Genomic DNA, 17,712 nt, shown 5'->3' with positions numbered 1-17,712 from the left:
CATGGAAATACAAGGAATCACATTTACTATTGGATTACTGTTTGGAATGAGCTTGGTGTTTTCAAGTCTTTTCAAAATAACAAGATATGCTTTTTTTATAAACATAATTTTGACAATAGTTTGTTTAGGATTGCTTTTTAAATTGAGTCCGTATTTAATGCATTGGGTTATCCAGATTCTATATATCGGTTGTCCGCTTTTGCTCATCAATACAGTATTATATGTGTTTCTTCACAAGGAGAATGACATTTTGGATTCTAATGATAAGCACCAAGTTCATTTCAAAGTAAAACGAGGGAGTTTCAAAATTAATAACATCAAACGAGGCGCTTCAATTATTGGTTCTGCAGGAAGTGGAAAAACTGAAAGCGTGGTTTTTAATTTCCTTCAGCATTTCAGCAAACATAAATTTTCTGGTGTAATTCACGATTATAAAAACTTTGAAATCACAGAAATGGCATTTCCTTTATTTGAAAAAAATGAGATTGATTTTAAAGTAATTTCATTCGATAACATTCATGACCGAGTGAATCCAATAGCACCAAGATATATGACCAATGAAGAAAGCGTAAATGAGGTCGCTAGAGTGCTTATAGAAAACCTATTAGAACAAAGAGAATCCGGAAGTATAGGAACAACAAAATTTTTTAATGATGCAGCTGAAGGCTTAATTAGTGGATTGATTTGGAAGTTAAGAACCTCGCATCCACAATATTGTACATTACCTCACTTAATAGCTGTTTACCAATATCTCAACACTTCAAGTCTAATTGCATTTTTAAGTAAGAATACAACATCGAGAGCGATGGCTGACGCTTTTATTAGTGGTAAGGATTCCGACAGACAAACCGCTGGTGTAAAAAGCACTTTGGCCAACGCGCTCAAAAAAATAAGTACACAACGTATTTTTATGGCTTTATCCGCAGATGATGTTCCGCTCGACATAAATAGCCAGGACAAACCTTTAGCGATTTCAGTAGTCAATAATCCGAAATATGAAACAGCCTATTCGCCAATTATCGCAACTATCATTCATACCATTACAAAGCAAATGAGTGTACGAAATTCAAATGCCTCATTTTTATTAATGGAAGAAGCACCAACAATCAGATTATTAAATATGCACAGAATCCCAGCGACATTGCGAAGTTATGATATTGCCACGATTTATGTAATGCAAGACAAAATACAGAATGATATGATGTATGGCGACAAAGCAAGTAAAGCAATTTTAAGTAATTTATCATATCAATTCTTCGGAAAGGTAAACGATCCAGACACAGCTAAATATTACGAACGCTTTTTTGAAATTGTAAAGAAAGAAACCACAAGCGTAAACAGAGGTCATAATCTTAATTTTGACACACGAATTACAACAGGAGAGCGTGAGGTTGCAAAAATTAGAGCTGATGTGTTTTTCAGACTAAAAGAAGGCGAGTTTATCACGTTTGCAGATGGAAAGGACAGAAAAGTTCAATTTAAATTGCCTAAAATTGAAAAGCGACTACCAACAAAGCAGCGGAACTATTCTGATGCTGATTTACAAGCTAATTTTGATAGAGTTTATAAAGAAGTTAGATCGATTTTCAAAAATTAATATCAGTATCTTTATAGCGTAATTAGTTAGACCATTTCAATTTTCATGACCGAGACCAATCGTATAGAATACAAACAAGAGCTTACTGAAGGATTAGAAAAAGAAGTCATTGCTTTTCTGAACTATCGCGAAGGTGGCATTATCTATATAGGTATTGATAAAACAGGAAAAACTTATGGTTTGGCAGATTCAGATAGTGACCAATTAAAGATAAAGGATCGGTTGAAACACAATATTAAACCATCTGCATTAGGCTTATTTGATATTGTTAGTGAAGAACGTGAGGGTAAGGATATCATAAAAATTATTGTAGCAAGTGGACCAGAAAAACCATATCATTTAAGAAAATATGGTATGAGTGAAAAGGGGTGCTTTATACGAATTGGAACTGCTGCAGAACCAATGCCTCAAAAAATGATTGATACGCTTTTTTCTAAACGTACTCGAAATTCCATAAGTAAAATCAAAGCAACGACACAAGACTTGACTTTTAGCCAACTGAAAATATATTATGAAGAATCAGGCTATAAACTAGGCAACGCATTTGCTAAAAATTTAGAACTACTTACTGAAGATGGCGCATATAATTATGCAGCTTATCTTTTGGCAGATAAGAATAATACGTCTATTAAAGTTGCTAAATATTCTGGTACAAATCGAACAGATTTAATAGAAAGTAATGAGTATGGCAATGAGTGTTTAGCAAAGGCAACTAAACAAGTCATAGATAAAATTGCTGTAGAAAATAGAATAGCTACAAAAATCACTTCAAAGGAGAGAGAACAAAGTCACCTATGGAATCCTATTGCATTACGTGAAGCCATTATTAATGCTTTTGTACATAATGATTATACCAATGAAGTACCGCCCAAGTTTGAGATTTTTTCAGATAGAATTGAAATTACATCTGCTGGAGGTTTACCTGAAGGATTGAGTCAGCAAGAATTTTTTGAAGGGTTTTCAGTCCCTCGTAACAAAGAACTGATGCGCATATTTAAAGACCTGGAGTTAGTAGAGCAATTGGGTTCTGGTATTCCACGTATTTTAGATCATTATGGTAAAGAGAGTTTTAATTTTTCTGAAAACTTTCTTAGAATGGCTTTTGTTACTAAAGAACTTACTACTAAAGTAGATGATAAAGAAGATAATGGAGAAGGTGGTGCAATAGGTGGTGTAATAGGTGGTGTAATAGGTAGTGAAATAGACGATAATTCTAAATTGACTAAAAGGCAAAAAGAAGTACTTAAACTAATTGCTGAAAATAAAACCATAACTTATAATGAAATAGCTGAAGTTTTAGGTATCAATGAATCTGCTGTTGGTAAACATATAAATGCTATTAAAGAAAAAGGCTATTTAGAACGAAAAGATGGTACTAGAGGTTATTGGGAAATTAATATGAGTAAATAACCAATGACAGGAATTCTACTTATTTTATTAATATTATTCTTTCTCGGACTTCCATTCTATTGGATTTATAAGCTGATTTCAAAAAAGAAAAAAGGAAATAAAATTAATGTCCAAAACAAATCAAAAGATGAATCTAAATTTGAAGCTTCAGATTTAATTCGGAAAACGAAGTTTATGTTTATGGATGATTATCGAATGTGGACAAAACTATCTGAGGCTGAAAGGAAAGAACGTTTAAACGATATTCAAGTCATATTTGATTATGGTAAAGACCATATCACAAGAGAAATGATAAAGAAAGGTTTTGAACCTGGCTCAAAAATAATTGATATTAAATATTTTACAGGATTGTCCGAACACGGATTTACAATTTCAACATTTATTATTCAACACAAAGATGGTGGAGAAATAAGAGCTTTAACAATGAATATAGACTTAAAGAAAATGGAATTTAAAGCCACTCGGAATATGTACTTTAGTTCTGGAAAGGAAAAATATTATTATTTGAAAGATAGGAAAAACTTAATGGAAATATAAGTAAGAAGTGCAACAAAACATTAACTACATTAATAAATTAAAACCCTGAAAAAAGACTCTGATAATATTTTTAGCGATAATCCATCAAAAATTACAAGCGAGTTTTGGGTTCATAATCGTGCTACTATAAAAAAAGAGCATCCTAGAAAATACAATCGATTAAAAAGAGGTAAATGGTTGTTTTTCGTGAATATTAATGAATTAGACAAAATTTGGGTAATAATTAAAGAGGCGACAGAAAAAGGTAATTTAGGAACTGGAGCAAAATCAGCTACAGCTAAATCTAATCCAAATGAGACATCCAAAAATGAAAAAGTTATTTGTGTTTATACATATAATTGGCTTGATGTGGATGATGTGATGAGGGTGGAAAAAGAGTTGCGTCTAATAGGTGTAACATCTACAATGTTTTATAAGACAGATGATGATACTGTCAACACTAAATATAAAAAATCAGGAAATAAAGGCATAAGTAAATATATATCTCATGGCGTCAATTATGAAAATATAAAAATCTCACTTAATTCTCTTTATAGAGTTGGTTCAAATACACTTAAAATTCTTGAAAATTTAGATATTACTAATATTGATAATCTATTGAATTTTGATACTTCAGTAAAATTAAAAAATGTTGGTATTTCTTCTGAGTCAATTTTAAATCTTAAAACCTTTGCACTATCACAAATGGAAAATAAGATTTATAAAAAGAAATTATTAGAAATCCCGAAAGGTAACCTTATCTACTATGATATAGAAACTGATCTAAACTCTTCAATAAAAGAAAAAAAAGTGTGGTCAATTGCTTTATTATTTAATAGAGAATATAAAGTGTTTTATGCCGAAAACTGGAACGAAGAGAGAAGGATATTGAAAGAGTTTATTCTTTACTTAAGAAAAATTAGTAATCCAATACTAATGAGCTACTCAGGTAATAGATTTGATGAAAATGTAGTTTATAATTCATTAGAGCGATATAATTTGAATCCATCTTACTTCAAGAATTTAATTCATTTGGACTTATGCAATCTTTTAAAAGCTAGTTATGTTTTTCCAACTAAAGGTTATGGATTAAAAGAGGTAAGTTCATATCTTGGATATGATTTTAAGTCAAAATATTCTAGTGGAATGTTTGTTGCTGGACAATATATTAGTTGCCAAAGAACTGGAGACAACCTACCGGAAGATATTTTTAAATATATTAAAGATGATGTTTATTCAATGAAGCATATAGTCAAAGAATTAAATAAAAAACGAAGTGATGTAATTGATTTAAACAACTAGAATAAATAAGTAAACACCGTAAATTAAATTTCTTTAACGACTAATTACTTAAAGAATACAGTTATTTTATCTAAAAAGGCGCTTTTTCCTTAGGATCTCTAACCGTTACTTTCCATACACCATCTTGCTTTACCAATTTAAAAATGCCTGGTGTTTTATCATAAGAGGTCGAGTATTTTACCCAAGCGACATCGCCTTCAGTAACTTCATCGATAATTTTAAAATTAGATTCTGAACCTTTAGGTTTAGCAAACATTTTTTGAAGGTTGGAAAATGTGGCAAAACCTTCTGGTGTTGTGTGCTTTTTAAGCATGGCTTCTTTTCCTTGATAAAAGCTTTCTGCAACGATTTCTGCAACGGATGCAGGATCTGAATTCGTTGTTCCAGCACAAGAAATAAATAAGGCTAGAAGCGAGTAAATGGCATTTTTTTTCATGATATTATTAATTTGGGTTATTGATATATTTATGCGACACTTTCATTTCAATATTTCGTTCACCATCTTTCTCATTTAATTCTAAAATTATCCTTCTGTCATTGGATAGTGAAAATTTAGGCATAACATATATAAATCTTACCGTTTCATTTACCACAATTTTAGAAGGCAGATGATGTTTAAAAATAGGCTCTATGTACAAACGTTGTAAAGATTTCTTTTTTCCTTTTTGTCGTGTTTCAACGGAAAGGTTAAGGAAATTCAAATCATAATCCAAAGTAGAATTATTCCTAATTTGAATAACGAAGTAGAGCTCTTCTTTATCAAAAACAATATTTTCAAGCCTCATGATAACACCGCTATTTCGCCTTGTATATCTTCCTAGATATTGTCTTCTATCGAGAAGATAAGAGCAGAATTTTTGATAATAATACGTACTGTTATCAATCTTTTTTTCAAAAGTCTCAGTCTGAATTGAGTCTTTTACTTTTGGTTTTTCATTCCCAATACTACTTGTCATCGGGATGAAATAATTGAGCTTTGAAAGCTGCGCTTTATACCTTACAATATACGAAAAAATCGAACCATTTCTATTGATTACCAGTAGATTACTTTCTTTTCCTTGTTTAGCTTGTAGTAAACCAAAATATTGTTCTTTTTCACGATTGTAAGTGAATACAAAATTTTCTGAGCCAGTTATACCTTGACGTATAGGCTCAGGAAAAAAGAGTGCCACATTTTTGGTGTCATTAGCATAAATGGTGTCAAGTATTCTTGTTTGTGCTTCCATGAAAGTGGAAATTATCATAGCTAATATTAATAGTATTGGTCTCATAATTTTGGTTTTAGAATAAGTTTATAATTGTTCAGTACAGTAACCTTCACATTTCGATTACTACGTCTAAGGACTTTAGTGATACCGCCTACTTGCGGAACAGTTGGAATATTGATATCGCCAATAACATCATCCAGAACTTCACCTGTCGCTTCAGCTCTAAAGTTATTTTCCACATAAATACCTTCACTACCATCTTGTAAATCGAAAGCTTTGAGTTTTGTGGGATGATGATTGATATTCTCAATTTCAATTAAAGCACGATTGGGTTGAAAGCTGATGAAACCAAATACAAGTGTGTTCTTGGGCATTAGTTTACTGTTGATTGTTGCAGCTTTGGTAAGTCGCATTCTCAATCTGGTGTTTGCCTTTACAATTTGGTCGCCATCAACAACCACGTAAATGGTAGCATCCGTATTGCCAATAATAGAAAGTTCATTGGGTTTTGGTGCAGCTGCAAAAAACAGTTGATGCTCCAAGCCTAATTCTTTAGCTTGAATTTTAAGTTCTCTAAGTATTTCTGAAGAATCAATTTCTATAGGTTGCTTCTTTTCGACTTTCTTCTGTCCGAAGTTTTGATATTTTTTATCTGAGTATTGAATTTTACCTGCATCATAAATACTATCTACAATACGTTTTCTTTCACGTTCTGGAAGATCTGGATCGTAATAGCCTAAAGAATCAATTAATTTTTCATCATAGATGCTGGGTGCATTGTTTTCACGCACTTCCTTTAAATCATTAAGAGCATCTAACTTAGAATCATACTCTTTTTGATTTTCTTCTAAATCAGGTATCAAGGTTTGTTCAAGGTTGTCATTCTCGCTTTCGTCATCGCCCATTACCATCACGGAATAGGAAATAATGAATATAAAGACAATGGCTAATACAGCTGCAAATACTATTTTGTTCTTTTGTACTTTCATAAGAGTGGTATTTAAATGCCCATTATGGGTTTTCATTGTTCATTTTTTTTAAAGTGTTTTCGAAATAATTTGTAATTAACAATCCGTGCGGATTGTTTGGGAAGTTGCGGTCAACCATAATTAGGTTTCCGGTGGAAACCAATTCATATGTGTCGATTATTGAACCTCTGTTGATTTCAAAAATGGTTGTTGTAGTAAAACCATACGAGCCATTATTTTCTGTTATCTGTGACTCGATGCTCAGTACTTTTTGAACTAATGAATATTGCAATAATCGATTATAGACACCATCCGCTTTTTTCTGACGATATAAGTTATCGACTGAACTATTACCAAGCCAAAGTGCCTTTTTAAGATTTTTTTCATAATTGCTTGCATCAATATTATAGAAGTAATTGTGAAACAGTTCTAAATGTGCCAAAGCTTCAACCTTAAAATTTTCTTTTTGGTTGACGAGTTTCAGCGGAATGATACTGCCATCTGTATTAATGGCAAAAGCACTATTCATCGCATTTTTATTTGTATTAAATGCCATCCAAACCGAAAAAGTACTAGATAGCAATGCGCAAACGACTACTGCCAAAACGATAAATCGATTCAATTTTAGAACGTTGTATATGTTTTTGTAAGGTGTTTTCATTGTGAGTTGAATTAGCTGGTAAACAATCTAAGAGTGAAAGATGTAGCGCGTTTATATAACTTGAACTTCAGGAATACGATAAAGCCTACCGAGCCTAATTGAACAACAGGTGCAAAAAAGCCCTGGCCAAAATCGGTACCAAACAAGTTGGTCCAGAAGTTGGTGTTTATTTCAGTATAGATAGCATTGACAAATACATTGACCAGAAAAAATGCTGGCACTAACATATAAACTGCTGCATAGAGTTTGAAAAATGTGTAGGCAAGAGAGCGGAATTTTTCAAATACAGCTAAACTTATAACCAATGGGAAAAATGCTTGCATAATGCCTAAAAGAAAGAAGCGTTCTGCTAAAAATAGAGGGTAGATAAACAGGTCAAGAATCCATAAAATGGTACTCAGCATAAAAGCTAATATCTTGAATCCATAAAGAGGTGTGACTAAAGCTTCATAAAGTAAAGTCATTGCCATACTTGCAGCATCTAATAAACCGACTTCTTCTTCAAGCGGTAAATCCTGTAATTGTAATGGTAGTAACGCAGGTGCAGTCCCTCGATATTGTCCTTCAATGGCAACTAAAATTCCATCGAAAAACCCTAACACCTGCGTTGAAAAAATAACCAAGATTACCACAGCAAAATTCTTTGCGAGTTCGCCTGGACTCAATCCCCAAGAATAGCCATCTTTATCCGCAATACCTTCATTGTATTTTTTTAGGATATTGACCAGAAAAAAAAGTACAGCAAGCGTTTTCATTCCTGCAATGGTATATTGCGAAAAACTGCTGTTCTGTATGGTTTGAAATACCGTATCGATATACTCTAGACCAATTCCTAAAATGATGGTTGCGGTCATTTCTAATAATTTGTTTCGCGATTATTAACTTTATCTTGCATTTTTCTGAAGGAAATAATATCTCTATATCGTTTCGTTTTTGTAGTGATATTTGAAACCATCTCTTTGGATTCCTGTTCCTTCTTTTTAAGAACTTCTGCACGTTCGGCATCGGTCATTTTAAGATTGTCGCTGGATAAAATTTCGCCCATAAATTCAACGGTGTCCAATGAGTTTTGGACTATCGCATCGAATGATTCTGCAATTCGTGTAACTTCCTCTGGTTTTATATAAGGCGAGTTCAAAATGTCTTGCAAATCGTTTTGCATAACCTGAATAAGTCGCTGGTTGTTTTGCGCAATTTCCTCAACTGCTCTAAGTTGTTGTACCACACTCGACACTTTTTCTATGGCTTCTTTGGCGTCTTTTAGAAATTTCACAGACTTTATCATTTGAGCGGTCTGTTTACCTGATTCTACAAGTTGTTTTACCAAACTGATAAAATTGGTATTGTCATAAGTGGGCATACCTTGGGCGGTAGCAGCGCCAGGCAATAAAAAGGCAATACTAAAGATTAACCCGATTACTACTGTTTTGATTTTTGTTTTCATAGCTTTTAATTTTTAGATGTGAATTGAATTATTGCTTTTTGCATATCGTGATGGGCTTCGTAGAGCTTCATGATGTCCTCATTTTCTCGTCCATCGGTTAAATAGGCTGCATACACTTCTTTTGGAACTTCGAGCCTAAAAATGTTGCTTTCTTTTCCGATTTTGATGAACATTTCGGTGTACTTCCTTGGACCAGAAAGATTGTTTTTTATAGATTTTAATTGGTTCAGATCATGGCTAGATAGATTGAGTCTTTTAACCAGTTCGTCATAGCCTTTTTCATTATTCAGACTGTAGATAACTTGCGTGTTTTCTAATATGCTTGCAGATGTGGAATTGTTAGGCAACTGATTAATGGATTGCAGAATAATACCAATAGCGCCATTTTGTTTTCGGATAGCTTGATAGTAGAACTCTACACTTTCAAGAACATTTTCAAACTTCAGTTGTTTGGCAAACTCATCAAATAAGATGATGCCTTTTTCTGCTCGATTCTTCCAAATGGTTCTCTGGATGGCTGATTTAATCAGCTTCAACATTACGGACAAAATTTCCTTATTGTCCTTTACTTCGTCGAGTTCAAAAACAATCAATCGTTTGTCTTCTATTTTATAAGTTTGGTCTTCGCTAACTTCAAATAGAAAGCTATATAGACCATCGCCAACGTACTCAGACATCACATGCAAGAAGCTCGTAACATTAAAGTAGTCAGGATGGATTTTTAAGGTACTCAGAAGATCTTCCTGATTCCTTTCTATAAAGTTGTAATAGCCTTCCAAAGAATGATTTTCTGAAGTGCTATTGTAATAATGACGCAGAATCTTTTTAACGGAAACCGATTGCGCCTTGGTTACTTTTAAATCTGAAGCAAACAATTCAAAAAGAAATACCGATAAATCTTCAAGTCGCTCAGGTGTTAAATCCTTTATGTCACTAATATAAAAGGGATTGATACCTAAGTTTTTTCCGCTTTCGTATCTTAATACCGTATATTTTTCAGGATAGAGCTTGGCAAATTTGGTGTATGAGCCACCCAAATCTATGATGACCAATCTTACACCACTTTCAAAATATTGGCGTAGAATGTTATTCGCCAAAAAGGATTTTCCTTCGCCAGTAGGCGCAAAAATGGCAAAATTTCTAGCTTTGATTCGCTTCTTTTTTTCATCCCAAACATCTTTTAATACCGGAATGTTATGTTCTCTATCATTAAAGATAATGCCTGTTTTATCCGATTTGTAATTGGTGTTATTTATGAAGAGACAAAGTGCATGTTTTAAATCGGTTACGTATAAATCATTGTTTGAAAAATTGGAAGAGAAGCAACAGTAACTATTTAGGATATAATTTTTGCGTTCTTCGCCTCTTGGATAATAAGGAATGATATCTAATTCCTTGAATTCGGTTTTTATTTTAGAAGTGATTTTGTCTAGTTTTTTGACATCTTTCGACCAATAGACAATATTGAGATGACCACGTATAATACGTGAATTGTCATCTGCATTGATTTGATCTAGAATGTGTTGAATTTTTGTAAGAACCACTTTGTTCTGTGAACCAAAATTGGAACTTTTATTAAGTTCTTCTATTTTCTTATCCAATAGCTTGCGCCACTTTTGTTTGTCATCCAAATAAAGAATTTGGTTAACAATATGGTTTTCATTAAGTGTAAGTCCTAAGCCATCAATAAACCCTTGATGAAATACAAAATCGTCCGAAGTGAATTTCTCATTGGTTTTGCTACTTTGAACATTTTCGCCAAAGCATAATTCGCTGTTGATGGCGAGCGCATCAAAGTGGTTTTCGCCAATATTGACGCTTTTCTTTTCCAATAAAATATCGGTATCAAATCCTTCATTGAAACCATTAAAATAACTACTTGTTAATTGCTGAATATCTTCTGCATTTAGCGGAAGAAATTCTATTTTTCTACTATTATTTATAAAGGAAACCGAATCGTTTACAGAATTAGCGAAGCTCTTAATGTTATCATCCAATTCTTGTACAATTCCCTTTGAAATTTTTCTGAAGGGATTGACGTATTTCGGATTGTTGAGTGCTTTGTTCTTAGTTAAAATAAAGAACAAATAACATTTATGTTCTATGTGTCCACGACCTCTAAAATACTCGTGTGTTGCTTTTTCTAAAAAGGTGGTGTTTGGAAGTTTTTCTGAAGAATAAGATTTCTTAAGGTAGATGTCTTGTTTATGGACAACAGTTCCAATAGGTAACGATTTCAAAGCTTGAAACCATGCACCATGCATATCCTCAAAATCCTTTTCGGACAAGGAATAGATTTCTGGTAGATTCCCTTCATAACATAGAATCACATTGCCATTGTTGGCAAATACGATATTGTCTTGAATATCTAAAATGGGTTGATATGTTGAAATATTAATCTTGTTCATAATCGAAGCCGGAATTTCTTTTGTTGCTTATAATTTTTGGAAAGGCTTTTGCCATCTGAAAAAGTTGTGGATTGTTGGTTATGCGAGTCAAGGCAACATATAAGGCTGAATTGAAAATCAGAATGCCAATTATCAACCCAAAACTGAAAGAGAAAATGATGATTAATAATGAGGCAAGAATTGAAACCATCATTAAGGCAAACAGGGAAATGGGCAATCCAAAAATGACTGCCCGTTTCCTAATATTTTTATAGACTTCGTATCGCTTCATTAAACTACGATAGTTATTAAGTAAGTGAAGATGCCTACCACGGCACCAGCGATGAGAACAAATACTAAAACACGAGTAATACCTTTTTTAAGGTCTGCGTTCTCGCCAAAGAAATGACCAGCATTAAATAGGAATCCAACAAGAAAGATGACACCTAGAATGATTGGGAAAATGGTTCTAATGGTATCTGAAACATCGTTTACAGAATCTTCAATACCACCAATTTGTGCAAAGCTTGATGCTGATGTCATCAAGAATGTGAGTAAGATAAAAATTGATTTTTTCATAATTATTTGGTTTAGCCTGTAGAGGCAGTTTCTAATTTTATTTTGTGAAATCTATTATGAAATGAAGATGAAGGAAGAAAATCTCTAAATTTTAACGCTAGATGGTGTTAAACTTTTGAAGATTATTAAGGAAGTGATTGATTTCTTGAATATTGTGTAATCTAAAACGATTATTATGAACACATTAAATCAAATTACACTCTTACTATTCTGTACAGTTTTTTTAAATCTTACTTATGCACAAAATGTTAAAGACCAAGCAAGGAATCCTATTGTAATAATAGATCCTGGTCATGGTGGAAAAGATGCTGGTGCAACGAGCAGAAATGGTATAAAGGAAAAAGATATTACTTTGGATGTTGCTTCTAAAATAGTGGTACTCAATAATACCTTATTTGAAAACCTTTTAATGTTATATCTCACTAGATATAAAGACACATTAATATCTCTAGGCGATAGAACAGAACTATCCAAAAAACTAAAAGCTGATATATTTATTTCGTTACATTGTAATCAAGCCATAAACAGAACAGCATCAGGAACAGAAGTTTTCATTCATCCTAAAAGCGAAGTGCAAGCCGAAGAATCTGCCTATTTAGGATTTATGATACAAAAAGGATTGGCAGATATACTTGGCATTAAAAACAGAGGATTAAAATATGGAAATTTTCAGGTGTTACGAGATAACGACAATAGTAATGCAACGGTTCTTTTAGAACTTGGATTTTTATCTCAAACTGATGAGGCGATATATTTATCTAAAGAAGAGTCTCAAAGTGCTGTTGCTTTGGTTATACTTCAATCGATTATTAAATTTTTAGGGCTATGAGTGAGTTGTATTTAGAGTTTGTAAAGAATATTAAGGAAATATTGATAGCTATATATAAAAATATTTTAAATAAAAATAGAGATAACAAACCTTGTTAAATTTCTTAGGTTTTTTGAACTACTTGATTTTATTTTGAATAAACAATTATGTAAATTGCATCTTTACACATTAGTTAGATTTAATAACAGAATGAATATATTCATAGACTCAAATATCTTATATCAAGATTACTTTTTTGAAAATAAATCAAATAAAAAATTACTCGAATATTGTGACGAAGGACTAATAAATCTATTTATGTCTGAGATAGTAAGATTAGAGTTGAGAAGACAATTTCAAAAAGAGATTGAAGAAAAAAATAGAATAATAAAAAAGATAATTAAGGGTTCCAAAAGACTAAAATTAGAGAGCGAGATTAGTGAAATTTCAATAAGTAAACAATTTACAAAATTTGATAAATTTTATAACAAGCTTAAGATGTATGACAATTTTTGCATATTGAAATACAAAAACGATTTTTTACCTGATATTGTTGACAGAGCTATTAACCGAAGAAAACCTTTTACTGAAGAAAAATCAGAATTAAAAGATGCAATTATCTGGAAAACTTATTCAGAGTATGTTGAAACTAATAATTCTACGGATTGTATTCTATTAACAAATAACACTTCTGATTTTTGCGAAAAAAAAGATAAATCTAAAATTCATGCAGAATTAATTACTGATACTAATAAATTTTCTGTTGTAAATAAATCATTTGAATTTATAAAAAACTACGCAAGTGTTCTTGAAAGTCCTGAACATAAATTTCAAGCATATGTTAATCAAATTGATATATCGCAAAATTTTGTACTAGATATAATTAGAAATAATTTTGAAAAAATTATCGAAGATAAAATGCATCTTAAAATTGATAACCTAAACCCTTCGGATTTAATTTCTGCGGATTATTTCTTTGATGGGCAACTAATAAGTTATGGTTGTGAAATACTAGATTGTGACGAAATTGAACATGAAATAATATCAGAAACCGCACTTATTTCTGGAATAGTATATGCTTCTTGTGAAGTGGAGATACTTGAGTATAATTCTGTTAGAGACCCTGGAGAAGATAGACATACAAGTGTCGCAGAGAAAAATGTCATATTTAAGATTTACTTCAACTTTGACATGGAAAGAGATGAAGTTTATTCTGATTTTGAAATTACAGATTTGGAAATTTCAGAAATCGACTAATAGTTTTTTTGTTTGGTGCCTGATAAATGAGGTAATCAAAAGTAGAACTATAATTATACCATATCATTAAGACTAAAACAAGATGAACTTTTCGCTAGAAGAAATTTATTCAATGTATGGACAGTATGATAAATTCGTAACTCTTGAATTTGAATACAATAGTGACGAATATGAGAAATTTGGGTTCAGACTCATGGGAACTTTTCTATTTGATTTGGACGATAGAGTGGAACTGGAGAAAATTTTACAAAAAGATGAAATTCAAAGAACTGATAGAAAAATTAAATTTTCCCCTTCGGAACTTGAAGAATTAACTAATGACCAAAAAACAGATTTAGATAGGGATGGTATTTTAGTAAGCAGCATTCATACAGTTTCAACTTTAGATTTACCTAAACAAAATAGATTTAGGGAATTAGGTAAAAAGGAAATTCAGAATGTAATGCATATAAAAGCACCTGAGTTTAGTGGTTGGGAAGAATTGAACAGAGTTAGATTTGGTTTTTTGAATTCTCGTTACTCTAAAGGTCAAAACTTATCGCCACAAGAATTAGTTCAATATTGGGCTTTTAGAAAACACTTTAATATCAATATTGATAAGGATGATTTTAAGGAAGTTTTTGAAAATGGAGACGAAGCGCTTAAAGAAAAAATAAGATTAGAAGAACTTCGAGCGAAATATCAAGAATTAACTATAGTTGAAGAAGAAATAGAAGAATTCGCAAAACTTGTTGTTAAAGAAATAATTTACAAAAATGAGATTATAGAAAAGGAAATAGCACATTCAACAGAGAGGATTAATGAAATTTCAGATACTTACGGTAGTGCTCTAGAAAACTTAAAGAAGATTTGCAGAGGATTTGATGAAAAAGTAATTGCTTTTGGAGAGAAAACGGTGTTTTTAGAGTTCGAAAGATTTGTTCACATTTATGCTAGACATGTCGCAGAGACCCAAATTGGAGAGAAGTTTGTAAATGATAAATCTGTATTCCAATATAAATTCGATGATATAATTAGAGTTATAAAAATGGTGGTTGAGTCTGTAAATGATGAGATTCAAGAACATTTTAAGCAAACACCAAATAGATCCTTCAGAAGAATGGGAAGAAGAAGCATCTATGTTGATGGACATTATTATAGAATTGAGATTGAGCCTAATGGTAAATTAAAAGATTTCCACCCATATAATGATGATGAAAATACTGCTGCTGACTTGGAACAGAACTAAACGAAAATTTTATACACTATCTAATTTCCCCCAAACCAAAGGATGCTCACTAGCAGCAACATTTCTTTTAGAAACGGATTTGTAGATAGACCATTGCGGATGTTTTTCTGGCCACATCGCTTTACGATTTAAGCCACTATCTTTCATCTTATTAAATAAAGTTGGAGAGAACAACATGTAATCTTTCTGCTTAATATTAACACCCATTCTGTAAGCACCTAATCGAAAATAAGTGCCATCATTTCCCTTATCAATATCCACTTCAAAAGAGAGATGTTTTGTAATATCTTTTAAGTCTGTGTCTTGAATTAAAGGCGATAAAGAATTACAATAAGATGGCGCGTTAAATGTACCTGCGATGACGACATTGGTTTTACCTTCAGCTATTAGCTTTTTATAAACTTCAGCAATCTTATAAACTTGTTTTTTTCTAATCTTATCGGATAGCTTCCTGTCTTTTGTTGGCTTTTTTAGATAAGCATTTAATAACCAAATGGTTTCTTTTGATGGTGTGCTAATTTCATATTCAATCAAATTTTTATAGTCGTCATTAGTTGCTGCATTGATATTGTGAGTTCTAACTGCATCGAGATTATAGCCTTGGCGCAATGCTATTCCCATTTCTAAACTATCCATATCATTGCCTTGAATCACAAAAGAGTTATTAAAAGGTTTGCAGTCGAATTCTGGCAGAATGAGCTGGTTAAAATCCTCAAACGATGCTCTGTCCTCAATTTCTTGTAGCAGTAAAATATCTGGATTTACATTGGCGATAACCTGGGCTTTATGTTGTGTGGACTTTGGATGTATAGGAACGGTTTGAAGTTTTATCCATCCATTCCAATCTGTGAGATTACCAGCTTTATTGTCAATAGAACGGCTAAGACCTTTCATAAATAGAAAACCTGCTTTTCGTCTTAAAATGGCATAAGGTCGTGGACTTGATTTTTCAAAACCTATTAAAAATGAGAGTTCTCTAATCCGATCTTGTTGGGTTAATGATTTAGAAGGTTCGACCATGAGTTTGTCAAGCTCTATTGTCCAATCGACAGTTAAATTTTTGGTTAATTTTTCTAACAGGCTTCTGTCCCTGTGAAATAAGTTCTGAACATTAAAAGTTGCTATTTTCATAATTTCTAAATTTTTATTTTCGTTTATCGCTGGTATCTTGATCGAATGCTACGAGGTTAAATAATTCTCGCATTCTGCTTCGGACTCTATTGCCATATAAATCTTCCAATTCTTCAGCATTTAGGTTTGTAGTTCCATGGGTTTTTATATGATGATTTATAAAAAGTTCATGACGTGAGAGTAAGATTTCGCCCATGACGTTACAGTCCTTTCCGTAGTGTCTTCCAATAGGTTCAACGCCTAAATCATCAAAACAGAAAAACTGCCTACAACCATAATCTTCAATCGTTTTGTAGCCAATGTGATTGAAACCAAATACGATATTTCTGGAAGGAATTAAGATGTATGGTTTTTGCAATGGAACAATGTTTTTTAGTAGAATCATTAAGCTTGTTTTGCCACATCCAACAGGTCCAGAAAGTAAAATGCCTTTATTTGGGTCAATCTCATTTTTCTCGCAATTTTCTTTGTCTTTTATGAAATAATGGCAGAGTTTTAAGATGATTGGTCGGTCTTCTTCGTAGATTTTAAATTGGTTACCAAAGAGTATTTTTCCTTTAACATCGAGGTAGATTAAGATTTTTTCAAAATCGTATATCACTTCTTTGCCATCAAACGTGCCAATGTCATACGTTTTGTGTTCTTCGACTATTTTACAAGGGTTGACCATAATCTTTGTTTTTATTGGTTCTCAGGTTGTCCGTTTTTTTTTGAACAGCATCTGTAGTTTCAAATTCGTTGGCTTTTAGCATCCAATTATTCGCTGTAGCATGCCAATCTTCAATTTTTATTTTGCCACCAATTTTCCATCCGATGCCTTGATAGTGGTTGTAGAATTTCTGGGCTTCATTAGCAGGCCATCTTTTCTTTTTAAAAAAATCAATCACTTCAAATTCATTTTTTGGTAGCTTAGTTTTATTTATGTTTTCTATTTGTTTATTACTGTTTGTATTATGTATCAATGCTTGTTCAGTAGTTGTTTCAAACTCATTCACAGCTTGTTCAGAGGTTGTACCGAAATTGAACAACTTGATTTTACTGCCTTTATATGGATTGTGTGAAGGGAAATATTTTAGATAATTCCATGAATCCATCTGTTTTAAACAGCGATGATAGGTTGCTGTCGAACCAATTTTTGAGAGTTCCATAACTTCTTGCCTGTCTATGTAAAATTCTTCTCGAAATCGGTTTAAATTCCAAAACTGAAACAAAGCCA

The 17,712-nt window shown here is 32.2% G+C and carries 19 protein-coding genes; 7 read left to right on the top strand and 12 right to left on the bottom strand.

The features are described from left to right. Position 1: 1 nt before the first annotated feature. Genes A8C32_RS18495 through A8C32_RS18480 form a run of 4 tightly spaced genes read left to right on the top strand, consistent with a single transcriptional unit; the run spans position 2 to position 4,825 of the window. Positions 2-1,597 (top strand): type IV secretory system conjugative DNA transfer family protein, encoded by a 1,596-nt coding sequence (locus tag A8C32_RS18495; RefSeq protein ID WP_069831864.1) that lies wholly within the window; start codon positions 2-4, stop codon positions 1,595-1,597. Positions 1,598-1,642: 45 nt separating this feature from the next. Beyond that, on the top strand, positions 1,643-3,007 hold the full coding sequence (locus A8C32_RS18490) for an RNA-binding domain-containing protein (RefSeq protein WP_028283571.1): 1,365 nt from the start codon (positions 1,643-1,645) through the stop codon (positions 3,005-3,007). A gap of 3 nt (positions 3,008-3,010) precedes the next feature. Then, the gene (locus A8C32_RS18485) at positions 3,011-3,544 is read left to right on the top strand and encodes a hypothetical protein (RefSeq protein WP_069831863.1); all 534 of its coding nucleotides are present in this window, start codon (positions 3,011-3,013) and stop codon (positions 3,542-3,544) included. A 36-nt stretch (positions 3,545-3,580) separates the two neighbouring features. Continuing rightward, positions 3,581-4,825 carry a putative phosphothreonine lyase domain-containing protein gene (locus tag A8C32_RS18480; RefSeq protein ID WP_349267258.1) on the top strand — a complete coding sequence of 415 codons (1,245 nt, stop codon included), beginning with the start codon at positions 3,581-3,583 and terminating at the stop codon, positions 4,823-4,825. A 70-nt stretch (positions 4,826-4,895) separates the two neighbouring features. Here the strand turns inward: A8C32_RS18480 and A8C32_RS18475 are convergent, their stop codons facing one another. From A8C32_RS18475 to A8C32_RS18440, 9 genes are read right to left on the bottom strand one after another with little or no spacing between them, the layout of a single operon-like run. Next, positions 4,896-5,261 carry a hypothetical protein gene (locus tag A8C32_RS18475; protein ID WP_069831861.1) on the bottom strand — a complete coding sequence of 122 codons (366 nt, stop codon included), beginning with the start codon at positions 5,259-5,261 and terminating at the stop codon, positions 4,896-4,898. Positions 5,262-5,268: 7 nt separating this feature from the next. Next, positions 5,269-6,096 carry a DUF4138 domain-containing protein gene (locus A8C32_RS18470; protein ID WP_069831860.1) on the bottom strand — a complete coding sequence of 276 codons (828 nt, stop codon included), beginning with the start codon at positions 6,094-6,096 and terminating at the stop codon, positions 5,269-5,271. Beyond that, a complete protein-coding gene (gene traM, locus A8C32_RS18465; RefSeq protein WP_069832101.1) occupies positions 6,093-7,022 on the bottom strand; it encodes a conjugative transposon protein TraM in 930 nt (309 codons plus the stop codon). The genes A8C32_RS18470 and traM overlap by 4 nt, the downstream gene beginning before the upstream one ends. A 22-nt stretch (positions 7,023-7,044) precedes the next feature. After that, positions 7,045-7,662: a conjugal transfer protein TraK gene (locus A8C32_RS18460; RefSeq protein WP_069831859.1), complete on the bottom strand. Its 618-nt coding sequence runs from the start codon at positions 7,660-7,662 to the stop codon at positions 7,045-7,047. An 11-nt stretch (positions 7,663-7,673) separates the two neighbouring features. Further along, complete coding sequence (locus A8C32_RS18455) at positions 7,674-8,516, bottom strand: hypothetical protein (RefSeq protein WP_069831858.1); 843 nt, start codon at positions 8,514-8,516, stop codon at positions 7,674-7,676. 2 nt (positions 8,517-8,518) lie between these two features. Further along, the gene (locus A8C32_RS18450) at positions 8,519-9,106 is read right to left on the bottom strand and encodes a conjugal transfer protein (RefSeq protein WP_205635411.1); all 588 of its coding nucleotides are present in this window, start codon (positions 9,104-9,106) and stop codon (positions 8,519-8,521) included. A 5-nt stretch (positions 9,107-9,111) separates the two neighbouring features. After that, positions 9,112-11,514 (bottom strand): TraG family conjugative transposon ATPase, encoded by a 2,403-nt coding sequence (locus A8C32_RS18445; RefSeq protein WP_069831857.1) that lies wholly within the window; start codon positions 11,512-11,514, stop codon positions 9,112-9,114. Next, complete coding sequence (locus tag A8C32_RS21215; RefSeq protein WP_083253425.1) at positions 11,501-11,785, bottom strand: hypothetical protein; 285 nt, start codon at positions 11,783-11,785, stop codon at positions 11,501-11,503. The genes A8C32_RS18445 and A8C32_RS21215 overlap by 14 nt, the downstream gene beginning before the upstream one ends. Next, a complete protein-coding gene (locus A8C32_RS18440) occupies positions 11,785-12,072 on the bottom strand; it encodes a hypothetical protein (RefSeq protein WP_069831856.1) in 288 nt (95 codons plus the stop codon). Before A8C32_RS18440 ends, A8C32_RS21215 begins: the two co-directional genes overlap by 1 nt. Positions 12,073-12,247: 175 nt before the next feature. On the opposite strand from A8C32_RS18440, the gene A8C32_RS18435 reads away from it, so the two are divergent. From A8C32_RS18435 to A8C32_RS18425, 3 genes are all read left to right on the top strand, one after another. Next, positions 12,248-12,901, top strand: coding sequence for an N-acetylmuramoyl-L-alanine amidase family protein (locus A8C32_RS18435; protein WP_083253424.1), 654 nt, complete (start codon positions 12,248-12,250; stop codon positions 12,899-12,901). Positions 12,902-13,090: 189 nt separating this feature from the next. Further along, positions 13,091-14,137 (top strand): PIN domain-containing protein, encoded by a 1,047-nt coding sequence (locus tag A8C32_RS18430; protein ID WP_069831855.1) that lies wholly within the window; start codon positions 13,091-13,093, stop codon positions 14,135-14,137. A gap of 82 nt (positions 14,138-14,219) precedes the next feature. Then, entirely contained in the window at positions 14,220-15,365 is a 1,146-nt protein-coding gene (locus A8C32_RS18425; protein WP_123803485.1) for a hypothetical protein, read from the top strand. Between the two features lie 9 nt (positions 15,366-15,374). On the opposite strand, the gene A8C32_RS18420 is transcribed toward A8C32_RS18425, so the two are convergent. The 3 genes from A8C32_RS18420 to A8C32_RS18410 all read right to left on the bottom strand — a co-directional run bounded on the left by A8C32_RS18420 (position 15,375) and on the right by A8C32_RS18410 (position 17,644). After that, positions 15,375-16,385 carry an exonuclease/endonuclease/phosphatase family protein gene (locus A8C32_RS18420; protein ID WP_123803483.1) on the bottom strand — a complete coding sequence of 337 codons (1,011 nt, stop codon included), beginning with the start codon at positions 16,383-16,385 and terminating at the stop codon, positions 15,375-15,377. A 124-nt stretch (positions 16,386-16,509) separates the two neighbouring features. Next, positions 16,510-17,166 carry a P-loop NTPase family protein gene (locus tag A8C32_RS18415; RefSeq protein WP_069831852.1) on the bottom strand — a complete coding sequence of 219 codons (657 nt, stop codon included), beginning with the start codon at positions 17,164-17,166 and terminating at the stop codon, positions 16,510-16,512. Further along, positions 17,150-17,644: a hypothetical protein gene (locus A8C32_RS18410; protein WP_349267256.1), complete on the bottom strand. Its 495-nt coding sequence runs from the start codon at positions 17,642-17,644 to the stop codon at positions 17,150-17,152. The genes A8C32_RS18415 and A8C32_RS18410 overlap by 17 nt, the downstream gene beginning before the upstream one ends. Between the last annotated feature and the right edge of the window lie 68 nt (positions 17,645-17,712).

The sequence above is a fragment of the Flavivirga aquatica genome (assembly GCF_001747085.1).
In the GTDB taxonomy this organism is placed as follows: Bacteria; Bacteroidota; Bacteroidia; order Flavobacteriales; family Flavobacteriaceae; genus Algibacter_C; species Algibacter_C aquatica.
This window is presented reverse-complemented; position numbering and strand designations above follow the sequence as displayed.